Consider the following 18,866-nt stretch of genomic DNA (forward strand, 5'->3'; position numbering starts at 1 on the left):
CTCCGGTCGGTTCAAGTTCAGGATGGGATGTCGCAGGACTGCGCGTCGCGCTCGGCCTGGTCGGCGCGGCTCACGCCCGTGCGCAACACGCGCCGCTGCAGCACGCGCTGGTACCAGCCTTGGTGCAGCGCCGCGCTGCGGGCCCAGCTGTGCGCCAGGCACACAGGCGGCGGCTGGTGCAATCGCTGCGCCAGTGCGGCCTGCTGCAGGCCGCGCGCGATGGAGCCGACGTCTTCCGGCTCGCACCAGGCCACCGCAGGCGCGCCAGCCAGGTGCTCGGTGAACGGGGCGCGGCGCGAAACCAGCACGGGCGTGCCGCAAGCCAGCGCCTCCAGTGCCACCAGCCCGAAGCCCTCGACCAGCGAAGGCATGGCCAGCAGGCGGGCGCGGCGCATCAGCGCGGGCAGCGCGGCATCTGCCACCGCGCCCAGGCGCTGCACCGGCTCGCCCGGTCCTTCGCCCAGGCCCAGCGCTGCCAAGGCCGCCTGCCAGCCACGCAAGGCGCTGCTGTGGTCCAGCAGGCTGGCGCCGCCAGCAATGACCAGGCGCGCATCGGCCCAGGCTGGATCGTTGGCGCGCAAAGCCCCGAAGGCCTGCAGCAGGCGCACGCTGTTCTTGCGCTGCTCCACGCCGCCAACGGCCAGGCAGATCGGCGTGTCGTCGAGCAGACCCAGCGCCGCGAGCTGCGCAGCGTCACCCGCGACGGGGCCGGGCCGGAAGCGGTCCAGGTTCACGCCGTTGAACATGCGGGCCGCGCGCAGGCCGTGCTCACGCAGCAGGCACTCGCACCAGGTGTCGCTGACGCAGGCCACCGCGTCGGCCGCCTGCCAGGCACGGCGCTGCCAGTCCGCCAGTTGCGGCTGGGCGAAGCTGTCGAGGTGATGCACCGTGCGCACCCAGGCCGGCAGGTCCGGGCAGCGGCGGCGCAGCGTGGCCAGCGCGTTGCCGCTGAGGCTGTCCTGCGCATGCAGCAGGTCGAAACGGCCACGCAGCAGCGGCGGCAGCCCACGCTCCAGGCCGACAATGCGCTGGCCGACCTGCTGCACCAGGTCGCCGGTGACCTCGGGCAGCGGCAGCAATGCGACCTCGCAGCTCGGCGTGCGGAACAGCTGCTGCCCCGGCTCGGCGGGGGCCAGCACCGTCACCGCATGGCCGCGCGCATGCAGCGCTTCGGCCAGTTCCAAGGTGTGCACCACGCCGCCGCGCGGCAGCACGGAATGCGTGAGCAAGGCGATGCGCAAGGAATTGGTCATGTCACGCTCCCACTGCCGATGAACGGCGATTCGCCCAGGTCCCACAGCGTGGCTTCTGCGTCGCCCAGGCTGAGCCGCAGTTGGGTGCCCGCCGTGACTTCGCCCACATCGGCGCAGGCAATGCCATGCGCGGCGAATCGCGCCATGACCTCGGCCGCATGCGCAGACCGCACGCTGAGCACAAAGCCGAAGCTGGGGAACGCGCTCAGCCAGCGCAGCCGGGCGGCCTCTGCAGCGTCGCCCGCCACACGCCACGCGGGTGTGCCGGGCGGCAGTGGCAGGCGGTCCAGCCCGATGCGCGCGCCCACGCCAGAGCTTTCCAGCAACATCAGCGCAGTGCCCAGCACGCCGGCCATGCTGATGTCCTTGCCCGCATCGCAAACCCCGGCTTCGGCCAGCGCCGGCAACAGCGCCAGGTCTGCTCGCAGCCTGGCCGCAGGCGCCGAGGTGGACGCATTCCAGAACGGGTGCGCGCCCTGCCATTCACCGCGCAGGTCCACCGCCATCAGCAGCCGGTCGCCCGGCTGGGCCGCGAAGCTGCTGATCAACCGCTGCGCGCGGCCCAGCACGGCGACCGCGAGTTGTGCGCTGCTGCTGTGCAGGTTGGTGTGGCCGCCGACCAGCGGCACGCCGTAGCGCTCGCAGGCGACGCGCATGCCGGCCAGCACCTCGGCCGCGTCGGCCTCGCTGGCGCTCCACAGCGCGTCCACCACCGCCAGCGGCCGGCCACCCATCGCGGCAATGTCGCTGAGGTTGACCATCACCGCGCTGTAGCCGGCGAACCACGGCATGGCCGCGACAAAGTCGGCCATCAAGCCTTCGATGGCAAACAGCAGGTGGCCGTCGCCCGCCACATCGGGCAGCACCGCGCAGTCGTCGCCGTTCGGCACGGCGGTGTGGCCGGTGGTGGACTGCAGGCGCTGCAGCACGGCGGCGATGTCGCGCTTGTGCGCAAAGCCGCGGCTGGTGCGCAAGGCTTCAATGAGGCGATGTAGCTCAGTCATGACGGCACCCCTGCGCCAGCACGTAACCAGCGTACGGCGTCTCGCACGGCGGATAAAACGCCAGGTCCGCGCGCATCAGCGCATGCGGCCTGCCGTGCAGGATTTGCTCGTCCAGCACCCGCCAGTTCAGGCGCTGGAACAGCGGAACGTTCTGCGCCTGCACCTGGGCCAGGAATTCGCGGCAGCCCAGCGCATGCGCGCTGGACACGGCCAGGCGGATCAGCGTGCTGCCCAGGCGGCCATGCTGGCGCCAGCCTCGCTGCACCGCCAGCCGCGAGCCCCACCACAGGCCAGGCGCAGCCTCGTGGATGCGCACGGTGCCCAGCAACTCGTCCGGCTGGCCACCCCAGCAGGACAGCGCGACCAGCAGCCGTGTGCTGGGGTTGTCGCGGTCGATGGCGTCGAGGTCGTTGCCGTCGAACAGGCCTTGCTCCTCGCAAAACACCTGGCGGCGCAAAGCCAGCGCCTGAGCCTGCATCCAGGGGTTGCTTGCCCACTGAACTCGAAACTCTTGCGGTTCAAAGTTCGTGGGCAGTTCACACCAGGGTGCGAGCGGCGCGCGGCCGGCCAGATGCATCGCGAGGTTCATCGTCGTCTCCTCAGCTGGCGAGCAGTGACTGGGGCGCTTCGTAGCGGGACAGCGTGGAGCAGGCCGCGCAACGGCCGCAGCCGGCTTTGATGTCGCCCGCCCGCATGCCGGCCACGCCCACCAGCGCACCCAGCGGCGCCAGCACCTCGCGCATGAACTCGGCAGACGGCGCAGGCTGGTCCTCCAGCGGCGTGCCGCTGATGGGCACGAAGGGCACGACAAAGGGGTAGACGCCCAGGGCCAGCAGGCGCTCGCTGGCGGCCAGCAAGGTGTCTGCGCTGTCGCCCAGGCCGGCGAGCAGATAGGTGCTGACCTGGCCGCGCCCAAAGACTTCGACGGCGGCCTCGAAGGCATCCCAGTAGCGGCTCATCGGCACCTCGGCCTTGCCAGGCAACAGGCGCTGGCGCAGGTCTTCGCCAATGACTTCCAGGTGCATGCCCAAGGTGTCCACGCCGCTGTACTTCAGGCGCTGGAACCAGGCATTCGTGTCCGGCGGTTCGCACTGGGCCTGCAGCGGCAGGTCGACCGCGGCGCGGATGGCTTCGGCGCTTTCGCAGAGGATGGCCGCACCCCGGTCCGGCGTGGGCGGTGTGCCGGTGGTCATCACCATGTGCTTCACGCCGTCCAGTTCGACGGCGGCTTTCGCCACCTCGGCGAGTTGCGCCGGCGTCTTGCGGGCAATGGTGCGGCCTGCCGCCAGCGACTGGCCGATTGCGCAGAACTTGCAGGCCTTGCGCCGGCTCTCGTAGCGGATGCAGGTCTGCAGCACCGTGGTGGCCAGCACGTCGCTGCCGTGCAGCGTGGCAATGTGCGAATACGGCACGCCCTCGGCGGTCTGCCGGCTGTAGAACCTGGGCTGGCGCGGGAACTGGATCTGCGCGATGGGGATGTGGCCGCGGCGCAGCGTGCTGAGGCCATCTGCCCCTGGCGCGTCCGCCACGAAGGGCGAGCTGAAGGCGGTGGCGGTGTGCACGGGCACCATCAGCGTCACGCCGTCCACCGTCACGGCCTTGTGGTCCGACGGGCCGGCGCCGCCACGGCGGCTGGCCGCGCCGGCACTCGGGTCCACCAGGCGCAGGCCTTGGGACTGCAGCTCGGTCATCAGTTGACGGGCGTCTGGGCGGTTGGCAAGTTCAAGCATCGAAAGCTCCCGTCAGCGGTTCAGTGAAAGAGGGCGAAGCGCCAGCCGGCAAGGCCAGCGTGGTGGCCGCGGGTTCGCGGCGAATGGCCAGGCTCAGCAGCTCGGGCCGGGCGTAGTGGCCGACCGAATCCATCATGCGTTTGCGCTTGGCGATCAGCGCCATGTCCAGGTCGGCAATCACCAGGCCTTCGCCCGCGGTCAGCGGCTCGGCCAGGTACTTGCCTTCGGGCGAGACGATGGCCGTGTGGCAGCCGCCGCGCAAAGCGCCCTGCAGCTTCTCGTCCGGCGTGATGCTGCGGATCTGCTCCGGGTGCAGCCAGCCGGTGGCGTTGACGACGAAGCAGCCAGCTTCCAGCGCGTGGTGGCGGATGGTCGCGCCCATCTGGTCCGCGAAGATGGGGCCGACCAGCGAGCCGGGGAACTGCGCGCAGTGGATTTCTTCATGCTCGGCCATCAGCGCGTAGCGGGCCAGCGGGTTGTAGTGCTCCCAGCAGGCCAGCGCGCCCACGCGGCCCACGCGCGTGTCCACCGCCGTCAGCCCGGCGCCGTCGCCCTGACCCCAGACCATGCGCTCGTGGTAGGTGGGCGTGATCTTGCGGCGCTTGAGCAGCAGGCGGCCGTCGGCGTCGAAGATCAGCTGGGTGTTGTAGAGGCTGCCGTGGTCCCGCTCGTTCAGGCCCAGCACCACGACCATGCCCAGTTCGCGCGCCGCGGCGGCCACTGCATCCGTGGTGGGGCCGGGCACGGTCGGCGCGCGGTCCATCAGCAGCAAATGCGGCGGACCTTGCAGCACCGGTGGCAGCACGAAGGAGAAGTACGGGTAGTAGGGCAGGAAGGTCTCGGGAAAGACGATCAGCTCCACGCCCCGGCGCGCGGCGTCGCGCATGGTTTCGAGCACGCGGGCCAGCGTGCCGTCGGCGCTGTCCAGATCGGGGGCGATCTGCGCGGCAGCGGCGCGCACGGTCTTCTGCTTCGTGTCAGCCATGGCGCGGCCTCAAAGCGTCCAGGTGTCCAGGATGAACGCGCCGGCCTTGCGATGGAGGAGCACGATGTCCAGCACGTCCAGCGGGTTGATCGGGCGCACGCCTTCGATCAGCGCGCCTTCGCCGTGGCCGTAGAGCGCCTGCAGCGCGAAGCGGCAGGCGTAGACCTTGCCGCCTTCGGCGATGAACTTGGTGATCTGGTTGTTGAAGTTCTGGTGGCCGGGGAAGGCCTCGTCGCCCAGCTTCGGAAAACCACGCTTGACGCCCAGCGTCACGCCCGGGCCGTAGAGCAGCACCGAAGTCTCGAAACCCTTGCGCTGCAGCCGCGTGGCCTGCAACAGGTTGACCAGGCCGATGGAGCCTTCGAAGGCCACGGTGTGGAAGGTCACCAGCGCTTTTTCGCCCGGCTCGGCCTTCACGTCCTCGAAGACCTTCTCTTCATAGTCGACCAGGAAATCGCCCTTGTGGGCAACGGGGTGCGTGACTTTCGGCATGACAGTGTTCCTCGTGTGGTGGAAGGTGGCCAGCCAACTGCTGGTCACGCCTTTCCTCTTGCGACGGATGTGCCACGGCGCCTCGACGGCGCCCGATCAAGATGCGATCAACGGGGCGTCGTCGCCCGACCGGTTGGCTGCCCATGCCTTGCTGACTGTGTGACCCTGCACCAAAGCGCATCGCCCGCCATGCAATCAAGGCACCCGATCAATGGCGCGCATGCACCGCGATGCACCGGTCTTTTCGACGCGCGGCGCATGCAATCAGCCCATGCGGCAGGCACACTTGCAGCAGCTCATCCAGCCAAAGCCGATGCCGTTCACGCACTGGGTCCACCGCCTCAAGGGCAGCGCACTGCCGGCCTATCAGCTCATTCCCGAGCTGATCGCCGAGGACTTGCAGCAGGGCCGGCTCGCGCCGCGCGAACGCCTGCCGCCGCTGCGCGACCTGGCGGGCGTGCTGCAGCTGAACTACACCACCGTCGTGCGCGGCTTTGCGGCGGCGCGCGAGCGCGGGCTGATCGCCTCGCGGCCCGGCCTGGGCTCCTACGTGCGCGGCTCCTTCATCGGCCTGCCGCTGCGCGCGGGCACCGGCGCCGAGATGACGATGAACCTGCCGCCGGAAATCGAGGACCACCCCGCGATGCAGGCGCTGCAGGGTCGTGCCGCAGCGCTGGTGACCGCCACGCCGCTGCACGACCTGATGCGCTACCAGGACTTCGGTGGCACCGCACGGGACCGCGAGCTGGCCGCGCAGTGGCTGGCGCCGATGGTGCCGGACGCGAGGGCCGATCGCGTGCTGGTCGCCCCGGGCATCCACAGCGTGCTGCTGGCGCTGGTCTCGCTGCTGGTCAAGCCGGGGCAAAGCCTGTGCGTGGAGGCCATGGTCTACCCCGGGCTGAAGGCGATTGCCGCGCAGCTGAACATCCAGCTGCACCCGCTGGCGATGGACGCCAACGGCGTGTTGCCCGACGAGTTCGAAGCCGCTTGCAAGAGCACGCACGTGGCCGCGCTCTACCTCTGCCCCAACCTGCACAACCCGACCACCGCCACGCTGCCCATCGCCCGCCGCGAGCGCCTGGCCGACATCGCGCTGCGCTACAGCATTCCCATCATCGAGGACGACGCCTACGGCATGCTGCCCGCCGCCGCGCCACCCGCGCTGGCGGACTACGCGCCGGGCCTGACCTACTACGTCAGCGGCATGTCCAAGTGGCTGGGCGCCGGCGTGCGCACCGCCTACGTGCTGTCGCCCAGCGCCACCGCCACCCAGCGCCTGGCCGGCGCATTGCGCGCCACCACGGTGATGGCCTCGCCCTTCATTGCCGCCATCGTCTCGGGCTGGCTGGAGCAAGGCCTGGGTGCGGACGTGCTGGCCGCCGTGCGCACCGAATGCGCCTGGCGCAGCGCGCTGATCCGCGAGCGCCTGGGCCCGCTGGGCGTGCGCACCCACCCGCATGGCTTCCATGCCTGGCTACCGCTGCCAGTGCCTGAAGATGGTCGCGCGCTGGCGCATGACCTGGCGGTGGACCTGCAGGCGCTGGGCGTGGCCGCGGTGGCAGGCAGTGCGTTTTCCACCGACCGCCAGCCGCCCGAGGGGCTGAGGCTGTGCCTGGGCGGTGGCTTGACGAGGGACGACTGCGGGCGGGCCTTACAGGCGGTGGCCGAGGCGGTCAACGCAAGCACAGCGTGAGGCCTGTGCTGGGCTAGCATGCGACGCACCTTGGCCCCCATGTCGTTCCGTCATGCCACAACACCTGCCCACCGCCACCGAACCCTCGCCCGAAACGCAAGCGCCTGATCCGGTCCGCCGCCTGTGTGTCGCCGCCCTGCCGGCCGCAGCGCTGGCCGGGCTGAGCTTGCCGATGGGTGCCAGCGCGGCCACGGCATCCAGCAAGCCCGCAGCACCGGCCGTGAAAACCGGCGGCGTTCAGATGGTGCCCATCCAGACACCCAAGGGCAGCTTCCGCGTCTGGACCAAGCGGGTGGGGCCCAGCACGGGCCATGCTCCGCGCATCCGGCTGTTGCTGCTGCACGGCGGACCCGGCGCCACGCACGAATACTTCGAGGCCTTCGAGAGTTTCCTGCCGCAGGCCGGCATCGAGTTCATCTACTGCGACCAGCTCGGCTCGGCCTACAGCGACCAGCCGGACGATCCTTCGCTGGTGGACCTGCCGCGCTATGTGGACGAGGTCGAACAGGTGCGCCAGACGCTGGGCCTGGGGCCCAAGGACTTCTACCTGCTCGGCCACTCCTGGGGCGGCCTGCTGGCGGTGGAGTACGCGCTGCAGCACCAGCAGCACCTGAAGGGCCTGGTGATCTCCAACATGGTCGCCAGCATCCCCGAGTACAACCGCTACGCGCATGAGGTGCTGATGCCGGCGATGGACCAGGGCGCCCTCAAGCAGATCCTGGCGCTGGAGAAGGAAGGCCGCTTCGAGGACCCGCAGTACGAAGAATTGCTGATGAAGCACTTCTACGTGCAGCACGTGCTGCGCATGCCGGAAGACCAGTGGCCCGAGCCGGTGCTGCGCAGCTTCTCGCGCCTGAACCGCAAGATCTACGTGCCGATGCAAGGCCCCAGCGAAATGGGCGCCAGCGGCAAGCTCGAACGCTGGGACCGCATTGCCGACCTGCCGAAGATCCAGGTGCCCACGCTGGCCATTGGCGCCCAGCACGACACCATGGAGCCCGCACAGATGCAGCTGATTGCCAAGCGCGTGCGCCGCGGCCGCTACCTGCACTGCCCGAATGGCGCCCACATGGCCCTCTACGACGACCAGGCCACGTACATGACCGGATTGATCCGCTTCCTTAAAGACGTGGACGCGGGACGCGCCTGAGCGGCAGCCGTCCAAAACACCGCCACCTCCCCGACCAGGAACGCCCCATGCCGCGACGTGCCGCCGCCAGCGCCCGTTTGTCAAAGGCCGCCTGGCTGCTGGCAGCGAGCCTGGCCTTGCCCCTGGCGCTGATCCCGCAAGCGCAGGCCCAGGCGACCCGCTACGCCGAAGCGCCGCCGCTGCTGCTCGGCGCGGCCTGGTACCCCGAGCAATGGCCCGAAGCGCAATGGGAGCATGACCTCACGCTGATGGAGGCTGCGCACATCAAGCTGGTGCGCATCGGCGAGTTCGCCTGGAGCCGGATGGCGCCTCGCGAAGGCAAATACGACTTCACCTGGCTGGACCATGCCATCGCCGCCGCCGCGCGCCACCACATGGTCGTGGTGCTGGGCACGCCGACCGCCGCGCCGCCTGCGTGGCTCACCCAGAAATACCCCGACACGCTGCGCATGAACGCAGACGGCGTGCGCGACGAGCACGGCAACCGCCAGCAGTTCTCGTTCGCCAGCCGGCGTTACCGCGGCTTCGCCCATGCCATCGCCGAACAGATGGCGCGCCGTTACGGACACAACCCGAATGTCGTCGGCTGGCAGCTGGACAACGAATACGCCGAAGACTCGTTCGACCCCGAGGCCAAGCAGCAATTCCACGCCTGGCTGGCACGCAAATACGGCAGCATCGCCGCGCTCAACGAACGCTGGGCAACGGCCTACTGGAGCCAGACCTACAACGACTTCGCGCAGATCCCCGTGCGCGCGGCCGACGAGAACCCGGCCCTGCTGCTGGACTGGAAACGCTTCGTCAGCGAGACCTGGAAGGACTACTCGATCAACCAGGTCGATGCGATCCGCCCGCACGCCGACCCGCGCCAGTTCATCACCACCAACACCATGGGCTGGTTCGCCGGCTTCGATGCCTACACCGTGCACCAGGCGCTGGACATTGCCGCCTGGGACGACTACGTGGCCGGCGAGCGCTACGACTGGGTGGACAACGCGGCGCGCCACGACCTCACCCGAGGCTACAAGCAGCGCAACTTCTGGGTGATGGAAACCCAGCCCGGCTTCGTCAACTGGCGCGCCACCAACGTGGCGCTGCACAAGGGCGAGGTGCGCGCCATGGCCTGGCAGGCGGTCGGCCACGGTGCGGACGCGGTCGCCTACTGGCAGTGGCGCGCGGCACCCAACGGGCAGGAGGAGTACCACGGCACGCTGGTGGGTGCGGACGGCGAGCCCGTGCCGGTGTACAGCGAGATCCAGCAGGTCGGCGCCGAGTTCGCCCAGGCCGGCCAGGCCTTGGCCGGCACCACGCCGCAGGCCGACGTGGCACTGATCAACGACTTCGACAGCCGCTGGGCGCTCGGTTTCCAGAAGCACTCGGCCGAGTTCGATCCGGTGGCCGAAATGAAGGCCTTCTACCGGCCGCTGCGCGCGCAGGCACAGGTGGTCGACGTGGTCTCGGCACTGGCACCGCTGGCGCGCTACAAGCTCGTGGTCGCGCCCTCGCTCAACGTCCTCACCGATGCGCAGGCGGCCCTGCTGAAGGCCTATGTGGCGCAAGGCGGCCACCTGGTGCTCGGCCCGCGCAGCGCGATGAAGAACGCCGACAACGGCCTGCACCCGCAACGCCAGCCTGGCCCCCTGGCCGAGCTGCTCGGCGGCAAGGTGGCGCAGTTCTACGCGCTGGACAAGCCGGTACCGGTGGTCGGCGGCGAAGGTGCCGGCGACATGCCCGCCGGCAGCGCCAGCATCTGGGCCGAGCAACTGCAGGCCAACAACGCGCAAACCGAAGTGCGGCTGCGCTACGGCAAGTCCAACGGCTGGCTGGACGGCCAGCCCACGGTCCTGACCCGCCGTGTCGGCCAGGGCCGCATCACCTACGTGGGCGCCTGGCTGGACGAGGCCCTGCTGGACCGCCTCACGGCCGGATGGCTGCGCGAGGCTGCCGTCTCCGCGCCGATGCCCGGCGTGCCCGCCGAGGTTGAAGTCTGCGTGCGGGGCGACGCGACGCACCGCGTGGTCGTGCTGATCAACCATGGCCAGCAGCCGCAAAAGGTGAGGCTGCCGACGGCGATGAGCTCGTTGCTGGACCAACACGAGGACGGCGCAACCACCAGCGAAGTGAACCTGGACGCCGAGGGCGTGGCGGTGCTGCAGAGCCCCAGCTGAATCGGGCAGCGCATCTATTGAGGCACCCTTATTCGAGACAGTTTTGAATCAGTTTCCCAGTGAGACAGTTTTGAATCCGTTCGCACAGAGCCCGTCGAAGTGCCTCTCGCCGGTTCGCCCTGAGGGCCCCTTGTCCGTTCGTCCTGAGCTTGTCGAAGGACAGCTGGCTTCGACAAGCTCTGCCCGAACGGGGGGCTCAGGCCGAACGGGGGCTGTGTCCCGATCTTTGAAAACATCAATTGGCGCGGCGCGTGTCTCAGTCGTCGCTTCGGCGCTCGCAGTGAATCCGGTCATGCCAGACGCCGGCCACACAGGAAATGGAATCTGACCCCAATCCCGGTGGCCGCAACCAGCGCGCGCATGGCGCTGTACGACAACCAGGCCTGCATGGCCGACGCGCGTCCGCTTCCTGAAGGACGTGGACGCGGGCCGGGTCTGAAGCTCAGGCCTGAGGCTTGACGGCCGCAGCAGCGTCCAGCGCTTGCAGCAGCGCAACCAGCGCCGGGCCGATCTCCGCCGGCTCGCGCATGGCCTTGCAGGCCGCAGCCAGGGCCTTGCGCACCTGGCCGGGCGCCTCGCCCTGGGCCAGCATCCGGCAAGCGGGCGCCTGGCAGGCGGCCAGTGTGTCGACCCAGTCGGCAGGCTGCAGCGGGTGCCAGCGCCGTGTCAGCCGCCTCGCCGCACGGAAGGCCGGCGCCACCTTTTCCACGTTGGCGACTTGGGCGAGGAAGGGCTGGGCTGAGCGCTCGGTTGCCGCCGGATCACCGGCCTCGGCCAGCGCGGCCAGGGCCTCCGCGATGCGCCGGCGCAGCACGTCGGTCGAACGCACCGGCAGGACAAACCAGGCCGAAGCCACGCCGATCAGCGCGCCAATGACGATCTCCGCCAGCCGCAGGCCCAGCACGTCCTGCGCAGGCAGTCCTTCAAAACCCTGCAGCAAGGCCAGCGCCAGCGTGACGAACAGCGCCCACCAGGCGTAGCCCAGCGGCCGCAGCCACAGGCCCAGGAAGACGGCCAGCAGCATGAGCCCAACCGTGCCGCGGTCATGCCCACCCAGGCCACCGCTCGCGGCCAGCGCGATCATGGTGCCGGCCGCCGCGCCCAGCACGCGCAGCCCGCTCTTGTAGACCACGTCCAGCCGCCCCTGGTTGCCACTGCCGACGATGAACGCAGTCAACACGACCCAGGCCCAGTGCGGCCCGAAAAACAGATGCCCCACCGCGAAGCCCGCCGCCAGCGCCAGCCCCATCTGGATCGCCATCCTGCTGCTGGCAATGGGCCGCAGCCCGCCCGCCTGAGGTGCTGCGGGCAGCCTGGGCTCGGGCGGCAAGCTGGTCAGGAAGCGCAACCGCTGCGCCAGCGCATGCAGCAGGCTGACCCAGAACAGCGCCAGCAGCGCAACGACCACCGTGAGCAACCAGGCCGGCAGCGGGCCGCCTGGCGATGCCGGCAGGTGCGGCGTGATCAGCAGCACCACGAACGGCAGCGCGATCAGCCTTCCAGCCTTGCGCCCTGCATCGCCGAAGCGACGCAGCCAGATGGACGCCGAGATGACCAGCACAAAAGCGGTCGCCCCCCACCAGGGCCGTTCATGCAACAGCATAGCCACGCCAAACGCTGCCAGGCTGACCAGCGGCAAGGCAATGGCTGCTTCGATCCGGCCGCGCCGGTCGCGGTCCAGCTGGCTGCGCGAGAGAGACAGGCACAGCACCACGCCCAGCACCGCCGTGCCAGCCGCCGGCGCAAGGGCCAGCGCACAGCCCAAGGTGGCCAGGGCCGCCAGCATGGTGACGATGGCCTCCTTCAGCGAACGTGAGAGCAGGGTCATGGCGGTTTGCCGGTGTTTTGGCGTTTCACACCTCGTGCAGCTTGAGCGCCCGCACCAGCGCCAGCAACTCGGCGCGTCGCGGGCCCACCGCCAGCGGCTCTTCGGCCAGCACCTCGAAGGGCGGGTCGGGCAGGCGCTGCTTGAACAGCATCAGGCAGCGGCCCGCGTCGTGCCGGCGCGAGCCGTAGGCAATGGCCTGGGCTTGTGGGCATTGGGCGTAGGCGGCCTGGGCCCAGGCGCGCGTCTGGGGGTATTGCGCGGGCAGGCTGTCGACCAGCTGCGCGCGGCTGAGGCCCAGCGCCGGCAGGAACGGGGTGTGGAACTGCACGCAGGCGACGGAGGGCGGCAGCCGCAGCGTCACCAGGTGCAGGTGGCGCAGCGTGTCGACCTCGAACATGCCGGGCGGCTGCAGCACCACGTCGTGCAGCACCGATTCCATGTAGCAGGCTTGGCGGTCGCTGGCAGCGTAATAGGTGTGCACCGGCTCCCCCGGCGCGTGCTCAATCGGCGCGAAACGGGTGTCGCCCCAGCCTTGGGCGAAGCTGCGGGCGTGGGTTTGGGAAAAGCGCTGGGTGCTGTAGACGTGGTACCAGAGCGGCACCTCTTGCCGCGTGACCGGCAGCACGGTGAAAGCAGCCTCTGCAGGCGGCGCCGGCAATGGCAGGGCCGGCATCAAGCGTGGTAGGTGGCTTGGCGTTTTGCGGCCGCACCGAGCACAGCCTGCGCATGGTCCAGCGAATCCTTGGGCGCCTCGGCATTCAGCCAGCCATTCGGGAAGTGGAACCAACTGGCCAGCACCCACGGGTCCGCCGCCTCGCCCAGAGCCTTCAGCACCTCTTTGACGATGGGCAAGGGCTGGTAGAGCGCGTCGAACTGGTAGCGGGCGAAGTACTCCTTGCCGCCGTAGTTGACGCTGAAGATGCGCCCACGCCGCTTCCAGTCGCTGGCCGGGTGCGCCTTGTTGGCAGGCGGATCGAGCTGCAGCGCATTGATCTGCTCGGCCGTCAGCCAGTCACCCTGGCCAAACACCTCGTTGACCGTCTTCATGCGATGAACCCGGTCCTCCACCAGCTCCAGCTGCGGCTCCAGCAACCCGGTGGCCAACTCGGCCAGCCGGTCCGCACGGCTGAGCACCGTGATCTGCTGGCCGGTGTCCACCATCAAATGCAAGGCCTTCTCCAGCGCCATGGTGAGCGAAGCTGCCATGGCCGGATCCAACTCCGCCGGCAAGGCCAACGGCCAAGTCAGCGCCGGCTGCCCGCCCAGGTGCGCACCCTTCTCGCCCGCCGCCTCAGGGGATGTAGAACTGATCGCCATGTGCAGCACTCCTTGGGTTGCCAACATTGCCATCATCATAGGCTTTTTGAGCAAAATTGGCAAAATCCACTCGCCTACCGCGTGCTCTCAGAGGCAACGCGACGGCGCTTGGCGCAAGACAGATGGCAACATGCCCACTCCCTTGGCAATGCGACCGCGAGTCATCAGAATCTGTAACAGACGCCGCTTTTGTCGGAAAACTTAATACTGGATGGGCAGCCAACCAATAGGGAGGAATAACCAGATGAATCAAGAATTTGCCCCCACGCCAACCAAACTTGTTACGCAGGCACCTTCAGCGCTGTTAGGCGCTGTGGTGCCTGATGCAACGCGTTAGGCACCACCATGCGAGCGACTGCTCGAACTTGGATTTACAGCGTAGGCCCGCTGGTGATCGTGCTGGCCGCGCTCGCCTCGTACGCATATCGATCTGCTGCGCACGACCGCGACGTAGAAGCGGAAGAATGGCAGTCCTATGAAAGAGCTCGTACTCTGGAAACAACGGGCAGCGTGCAGGGGGCGCATCGCTTATATGATGACTTGTGCCAAGACGGCAGTTTCGTTCACAACAAGTTGCCGCGAGAGGAGCAGCCTTGCATAAAGGCAACCGAACTCGCCAACGAAATTAGCGTCTCCTACGAGGCGACTATGGCGGCGCTTGAACGCTACCGCGCGATTCACGGGGTCTATCCTGACGATTTGAGTCCGGTGAAGGACGACATCCCGCTCAGTGCGATGCGCGCGTTTGCCGGCCTGAAGTTGCACAGAACCAGCGACGGTGGGATTGGCGTTGAAACGGGGATGTACGGCGCGGAAACTTTCAGGCTGGAAAAATGATGGTGCCTAACAGGTCTACGGGACTTCCCCGCGGGTCAATGACCACAGTTGATTGAGGTACCTTTTTCCTTCAAAGCCGAATTGCGCCCGCGTGGATGAATCACGACGAGGGACAGACTGCATATCTACGGTCCGAGTCGAGGGTCACTGAGTCGAGGAGTCGAGCACGAGTGCGAGAACCGAGGGGCAGGTCTCCCATTTCCCATCCGCTTGAAGTCGGGGTGACGAGCCAGCGGCGCACCTTCGACGGAGTCCTGGCATTGCTTGGCAAGACGACCCAGCGTTTCGTCCCAAGTCGCTCCAGTCCTCGCCCGCCGAACCGCAACACACCACATCCCAACGTGGCCTACAAGGGTTACGGCTTAAGTTCGCAGCAATGGTGCTGAACGGAGCCGACGAGGGTGACGAACGCGCACGGCCGTCATTGGCTAAAGCAGGTTCATGGCTTGGGCCTCCATAGGCGCTCCGCAATCACCGCCCCGGCCACAGCAAGGATGAACCACAGCGCGAAAAAGGCGTCTGCGGCCGAGGGGTTGCGGTCCCACAGGCTATCGCCATGGTTCAGGGTCAGTGCTGCCCATCCCAGCAGCCCGGCCCAGGCAGCCAACGTGCCCCCCAGCATTCCTAGAACATAGAAGCCCAACTTCCTCATGCGGCCACCGGGAAGAAGCGGATCTTCTTTGCTTTGCGCAGATCGGACCAGACGCCGAACGGGATCACGATGCCAAAGCGGGTTCTCAAGCCGGACGACAGGTCTGTCATCCGGCTTCCGTTCCAAAGGTCGATGTGGTCGCCGCCTGAGCCATGCGACGGGGTGTAGTAGTCCTCGAAACACAGGATGCCGGATCGGTCCACCACTTGATCGCGCCAGCTTTCGCCGGTGATGATTTCAGCCTTCTTGCAGCCGACGAAGGGCTGCAGTTCAAGCCAGTCGGCAAGTTCCTTGGCGGCCAAGCAGTGGTCATCGTTGGGATGAACCCAGCACTTGCGCTTGGCGGGGTACGACTTGAACGTGACCCCGACGTTTTTCAAAGCGTTGCTCACACGAATCGCGCACTGATTCGAAAACAGCTTGTTCCCGTCCTGATCCCTCGCGTCGCATGGATCATGGCTCGGATACGCTGCCCACAGGGCAGCGAACTTGACGGCTGCGACATTGACCTGGCAGACCGAACCCTTCTGTGCGTTGGTCTTGACGGTTGAGGATTGCACGAGCGTCTTTGTCATGCTGGTGCGCCTTGCATCTGTTCAAGGGCCTGATCGCCCCAGAACATCTCGTAGCGGTCTTCGGCAATGGTGTCGATGCGCGGAAGCTGCCCGTTCGCGCCAAGGCGCCCAGAAAACGTGCGGCCGTCCGGCACGCGGATGAACCATGGAAGGCCGATCAAGATCGCCGTGTCGCCGGAGACTGCAATCTTCACTTGCTCGTCCCACTCAAAGCGGGCCGGCTCAGCCTGCGCCTGATTGGAGCCGGCTGCCGCACCGCCCACCGTACCGCTCGTCTGGGTGCCTGCGCTCCCGCCAGTGGCAGCACCATCCTGGGTGAAGGTCACCGCTTGTGACGAAATCAGCGTCGCGCCGCATGCCGTCTTGTCGCCGTTGCGCGCTGCAGGCCTGCCGTCAATGATCAATGTCGGATCCCCGGTTGCGATGACCGTGGTCCCGCCATGGCCCTTGTGCGGGCAGGTCACCTTGTCGCCCATGCGGGCGATGGCTTTGCCCGAGGTCATGGTCAAGGGCGCACCTTCGATGACCACGCCGCCGTGGCTGGTCTTGTCACCGATGACGATCAATGGTCCCGACACGATTTCCCCCTGGTCGTTCGTTGTCAGGCATTTTCTGGCGCGGCAGCAGCCCATCCCAAATCCGAGGCAGCGGAATAGAGTATCGAACGGTAATCGCCGCCCACTCGTTCGGGCGTTCGGGCGTTCGGGCGTTCGGGCGTTCGGGCGTTCGGGCGTTCGGGCGTTCGGAGCGAGTCGAGGGTCAAAGTCGAGGGGCAGTTCTCCCGTTTCTCATCCGCTTGATCTTGTCTGCTGGGCCGGGCCCGGCCAACCATAATCGCTCCCGTCATGCACCACCTTCGCGCTGTTTTCTCTGCCCTCACGGCCACGGTCCTGCTGCTGGCTCCGCCTGGCGCCATGGCGGCGACGGTGTACCGCTGGGTGGATGAGAACGGGCGGGTTCACTACGGCGAAGTGGTGCCGGAGCAGTACCGCCGCACGGCCAAACCTTTGGACATGTGGGCCAGCCCGCCTTCGGCCGAGCAGCAGCGCGAGGCGCAGGAGCGGGCCCAGAAGGAGAAGGCCAGGGCTGCCGCGCTGGCGGCCGAGCAGGATCGCCGGCAGCTGGCGGCGGGCGCCGCTCCGGCTGCTTCCCAGCCTACGGGCAAGCGCCCCGCACAGGTGCCAGACGATCAGACCGACTGCGACACCTGGCAGCGCTTGTATGCCGAGAGCATCGAGTGCTTTGGCCCGTATCGCACGGCGCGCGGCGCCACCAAGCCGGAGGCTTTCGAGGTGTGCAACGAGGTGCCGGAGCCGCCGCCCACGCGCTGCAGGCTCCGCATTCCATAGGGGGTGTTCAGCGTTGCTGTGGGCCACCCTGCTCGCCGGGGGCCACCGACCAACACGCCATCACCACCAGGCAGGCGGCGCCGAGTCTGCCCAGTTTGCGCAAGCGACACCGAGTAGCCACCCAGCGCCTGGCTTGCCCGACGCTTCTCACGCCACCGGCTGCTCGCGCATGCGCTTGATGTCGCGCTGCGGTGGGGCGCCAAAAAGGCGGCTGTAGTCGCGGCTGAACTGCGAGGCGCTCTCGTAGCCGACGCGCACTGCCGTGCTGCCGGCGTCCAGATCGTGGTTCAGCATCAGCTGCCGCGCCTCCTGCAGGCGCAGCTGTTTCTGGTACTGCACCGGGCTCATGCCGGTCAGGCCGCGAAAGTGCTGGCGGAAGGTCGAGGGGCTCATGTGCACGCGGGCAGCGAGCTCGTCGATCAGCACGTCGCGGGTGAAGTTCTGCTTGAGCCAGGCCAGTGCGCGGGCGACCTGGTGGCTGGGCGAGCCTGCTGCCACCAGCTGCCGCAGCAAGGGGCCATGCGGGCCGCACAGCAAGCGCACCATGATTTCCTGCTGGACCAGCGGCGCAAGCGGTGCCAGCAGCGCGGGCTCGTGCAGCAGCCGCACCAGGCGGATCAAGGCCTCCAGCAGCGGCGCCTCCAGCGCACAGCGGGAGATGGCCAGCGGCGAGTGCTCGCGCGCCACTGGCGGCAGGTCCAGCTCGGCCGCGACCTGCACCAGCGCCCGCGCATCCAGCGCCAGCCAAAGGCCCAGATAGGGCTCGGCAGCGCCGGCCCGGGTGATGTGCGCCACCACGGGCAAGTCCACCGTGGTCAGCAGCGAATGGCCGGGCCCGTAGGCGATCACTTCCTCGCCCAACGCCACCTGCTTGGCACCCTGCGCCACCACACCCAGCCCCAGCCCGTAGATGCAGGGCATGGGCTCGGAGTGGAGACTGCGTCGATACAGCGTCAGGCAAGGCAGCGCTGTCGTGCGCTCGCCATCATTTTGGGCAATCCGCCCGATCTCATGGGCCAGGGTATCGATGGACATCGATCGATCAGCACGGGGATGTGCCGGGGTAGAACAGAATGACCACGTCGCGAACATGCCCTGTGGCTGAGGCTGACGACGGGGGCGGCCAGTACGCACTCTAATGCCGGCCAGGCGCGGCCTCCCATTCTTGACGACGATGTGTCGGATCAGGCAAGACAAGCGTCGAAAACGGCAATTGCCATCCCGGCCAAACAGGGACACTCTGCTGCGCCGACCCTGGGGCACCACCGCCTTCAGCATGAGGCGGCGGTGAAGCCGCGCCCTCTCACGCAGGTGCCCGCCCCAGCCCTCGCCCCTATACCTCTTGGAGAACCGCTCATGAACACGCTCAACGTCAACGGCCGGGAGCACACGGTCGACATCGACCCCAGCACCCCCATCCTCTGGACGCTGCGTGACACGCTGGGCATGACCGGCACCAAGTTCGGCTGCGGCGCAGCGCTGTGCGGCGCCTGCACGGTGCACCTGGACGGCAACGCCATCCGTTCCTGCATCACGCCGATCTCGGCCGCCGCCAGCGGCAAGATCACCACCATCGAGGCCATCACCAACGGCAGCGACAAGGTCGGCGCCGCCGTGCACGCGGCCTGGGTCAAGCATGACGTGGCCCAGTGCGGCTACTGCCAGAGCGGCCAGATCATGAGCGCCACGGCCTTCCTGAAGTCGCTGCCCAAGGGCAAGCAGCCCACGGCGGCAGAGATCGACGCCGCCATGGCCGGCAACATCTGCCGCTGTGGCACCTACGCGCGCATCCGTGCGGCCGTGGCCGATGCGGCCAAGCAAATCGCCTGAAGG

19 protein-coding genes and 1 pseudogene are annotated in these 18,866 nt (G+C 68.0%); 7 read left to right on the forward strand and 13 right to left on the reverse strand.

Annotated features, from left to right (window positions below; translation table 11 throughout):
- Positions 1–17: 17 nt before the first annotated feature.
- From AC3WR5_RS24840 to AC3WR5_RS24865, 6 genes are read right to left on the reverse strand one after another with little or no spacing between them, the layout of a single operon-like run.
- Complete coding sequence (locus tag AC3WR5_RS24840; protein ID WP_492487916.1) at positions 18–1,253, reverse strand: MSMEG_0565 family glycosyltransferase; 1,236 nt, start codon at positions 1,251–1,253, stop codon at positions 18–20.
- The gene (locus AC3WR5_RS24845; RefSeq protein WP_492487918.1) at positions 1,250–2,257 is read right to left on the reverse strand and encodes a sll0787 family AIR synthase-like protein; all 1,008 of its coding nucleotides are present in this window, start codon (positions 2,255–2,257) and stop codon (positions 1,250–1,252) included. The genes AC3WR5_RS24840 and AC3WR5_RS24845 overlap by 4 nt, the downstream gene beginning before the upstream one ends.
- Positions 2,250–2,846: an MSMEG_0567/Sll0786 family nitrogen starvation N-acetyltransferase gene (locus AC3WR5_RS24850; protein WP_492487920.1), complete on the reverse strand. Its 597-nt coding sequence runs from the start codon at positions 2,844–2,846 to the stop codon at positions 2,250–2,252. Before AC3WR5_RS24850 ends, AC3WR5_RS24845 begins: the two co-directional genes overlap by 8 nt.
- A gap of 10 nt (positions 2,847–2,856) precedes the next feature.
- Complete coding sequence (locus AC3WR5_RS24855) at positions 2,857–3,987, reverse strand: MSMEG_0568 family radical SAM protein (protein ID WP_492487922.1); 1,131 nt, start codon at positions 3,985–3,987, stop codon at positions 2,857–2,859.
- A complete protein-coding gene (locus AC3WR5_RS24860; protein WP_492487924.1) occupies positions 3,980–4,972 on the reverse strand; it encodes a Nit6803 family nitrilase in 993 nt (330 codons plus the stop codon). The genes AC3WR5_RS24855 and AC3WR5_RS24860 overlap by 8 nt, the downstream gene beginning before the upstream one ends.
- A 9-nt stretch (positions 4,973–4,981) precedes the next feature.
- Entirely contained in the window at positions 4,982–5,464 is a 483-nt protein-coding gene (locus AC3WR5_RS24865; RefSeq protein ID WP_141290016.1) for an MSMEG_0572/Sll0783 family nitrogen starvation response protein, read from the reverse strand.
- On the opposite strand from AC3WR5_RS24865, the gene AC3WR5_RS24870 reads away from it, so the two are divergent.
- The 4 genes from AC3WR5_RS24870 to AC3WR5_RS24885 all read left to right on the forward strand — a co-directional run bounded on the left by AC3WR5_RS24870 (position 5,463) and on the right by AC3WR5_RS24885 (position 10,475).
- Complete coding sequence (locus AC3WR5_RS24870) at positions 5,463–5,627, forward strand: hypothetical protein (RefSeq protein WP_492487926.1); 165 nt, start codon at positions 5,463–5,465, stop codon at positions 5,625–5,627. The two genes, AC3WR5_RS24865 and AC3WR5_RS24870, sit on opposite strands and share 2 nt — an antisense overlap.
- A gap of 108 nt (positions 5,628–5,735) precedes the next feature.
- Complete coding sequence (locus AC3WR5_RS24875; RefSeq protein WP_492487928.1) at positions 5,736–7,157, forward strand: aminotransferase-like domain-containing protein; 1,422 nt, start codon at positions 5,736–5,738, stop codon at positions 7,155–7,157.
- A 52-nt stretch (positions 7,158–7,209) separates the two neighbouring features.
- Complete coding sequence (locus tag AC3WR5_RS24880) at positions 7,210–8,307, forward strand: proline iminopeptidase-family hydrolase (protein ID WP_492487930.1); 1,098 nt, start codon at positions 7,210–7,212, stop codon at positions 8,305–8,307.
- 47 nt (positions 8,308–8,354) lie between these two features.
- A complete protein-coding gene (locus AC3WR5_RS24885; protein WP_492487932.1) occupies positions 8,355–10,475 on the forward strand; it encodes a beta-galactosidase in 2,121 nt (706 codons plus the stop codon).
- 442 nt (positions 10,476–10,917) lie between these two features.
- Here the strand turns inward: AC3WR5_RS24885 and AC3WR5_RS24890 are convergent, their stop codons facing one another.
- From AC3WR5_RS24890 to AC3WR5_RS24900, 3 genes are read right to left on the reverse strand one after another with little or no spacing between them, the layout of a single operon-like run.
- Positions 10,918–12,303, reverse strand: coding sequence for an FUSC family protein (locus AC3WR5_RS24890; RefSeq protein WP_492487934.1), 1,386 nt, complete (start codon positions 12,301–12,303; stop codon positions 10,918–10,920).
- Between the two features lie 25 nt (positions 12,304–12,328).
- Positions 12,329–12,976: an RES family NAD+ phosphorylase gene (locus tag AC3WR5_RS24895; protein ID WP_141288423.1), complete on the reverse strand. Its 648-nt coding sequence runs from the start codon at positions 12,974–12,976 to the stop codon at positions 12,329–12,331.
- Complete coding sequence (locus AC3WR5_RS24900; protein ID WP_492487936.1) at positions 12,976–13,620, reverse strand: hypothetical protein; 645 nt, start codon at positions 13,618–13,620, stop codon at positions 12,976–12,978. The genes AC3WR5_RS24895 and AC3WR5_RS24900 overlap by 1 nt, the downstream gene beginning before the upstream one ends.
- 345 nt (positions 13,621–13,965) lie before the next feature.
- Here AC3WR5_RS24900 and AC3WR5_RS24905 point away from each other — a divergent pair, with 345 nt between their 5' ends.
- Complete coding sequence (locus AC3WR5_RS24905) at positions 13,966–14,457, forward strand: hypothetical protein (protein WP_492487938.1); 492 nt, start codon at positions 13,966–13,968, stop codon at positions 14,455–14,457.
- 439 nt (positions 14,458–14,896) lie between these two features.
- Here the strand turns inward: AC3WR5_RS24905 and AC3WR5_RS24910 are convergent, their stop codons facing one another.
- From AC3WR5_RS24910 to AC3WR5_RS24920, 3 genes and pseudogenes are all read right to left on the reverse strand, one after another.
- Positions 14,897–15,109 (reverse strand): hypothetical protein, encoded by a 213-nt coding sequence (locus AC3WR5_RS24910; RefSeq protein ID WP_492487940.1) that lies wholly within the window; start codon positions 15,107–15,109, stop codon positions 14,897–14,899.
- A complete protein-coding gene (locus AC3WR5_RS24915) occupies positions 15,106–15,684 on the reverse strand; it encodes a type VI secretion system amidase effector protein Tae4 (protein WP_492487942.1) in 579 nt (192 codons plus the stop codon). The genes AC3WR5_RS24910 and AC3WR5_RS24915 overlap by 4 nt, the downstream gene beginning before the upstream one ends.
- A 320-nt stretch (positions 15,685–16,004) precedes the next feature.
- Positions 16,005–16,262, reverse strand: a pseudogene (locus tag AC3WR5_RS24920) (PAAR domain-containing protein); the annotation flags it as partial.
- Between the two features lie 267 nt (positions 16,263–16,529).
- Here AC3WR5_RS24920 and AC3WR5_RS24925 point away from each other — a divergent pair.
- The gene (locus tag AC3WR5_RS24925) at positions 16,530–17,033 is read left to right on the forward strand and encodes a DUF4124 domain-containing protein (protein ID WP_492487944.1); all 504 of its coding nucleotides are present in this window, start codon (positions 16,530–16,532) and stop codon (positions 17,031–17,033) included.
- Between the two features lie 147 nt (positions 17,034–17,180).
- On the opposite strand, the gene AC3WR5_RS24930 is transcribed toward AC3WR5_RS24925, so the two are convergent.
- Positions 17,181–18,068, reverse strand: a complete 888-nt coding sequence (locus AC3WR5_RS24930) for an AraC family transcriptional regulator (protein WP_492487946.1) — start codon at positions 18,066–18,068, stop codon at positions 17,181–17,183.
- Positions 18,069–18,389: 321 nt separating this feature from the next.
- Here AC3WR5_RS24930 and AC3WR5_RS24935 point away from each other — a divergent pair, with 321 nt between their 5' ends.
- Positions 18,390–18,863, forward strand: coding sequence for a (2Fe-2S)-binding protein (locus AC3WR5_RS24935; protein ID WP_492487948.1), 474 nt, complete (start codon positions 18,390–18,392; stop codon positions 18,861–18,863).
- Positions 18,864–18,866 lie beyond the last annotated feature (3 nt).

It is taken from the genome of Ideonella sp. FW305-24, assembly GCF_058788035.1.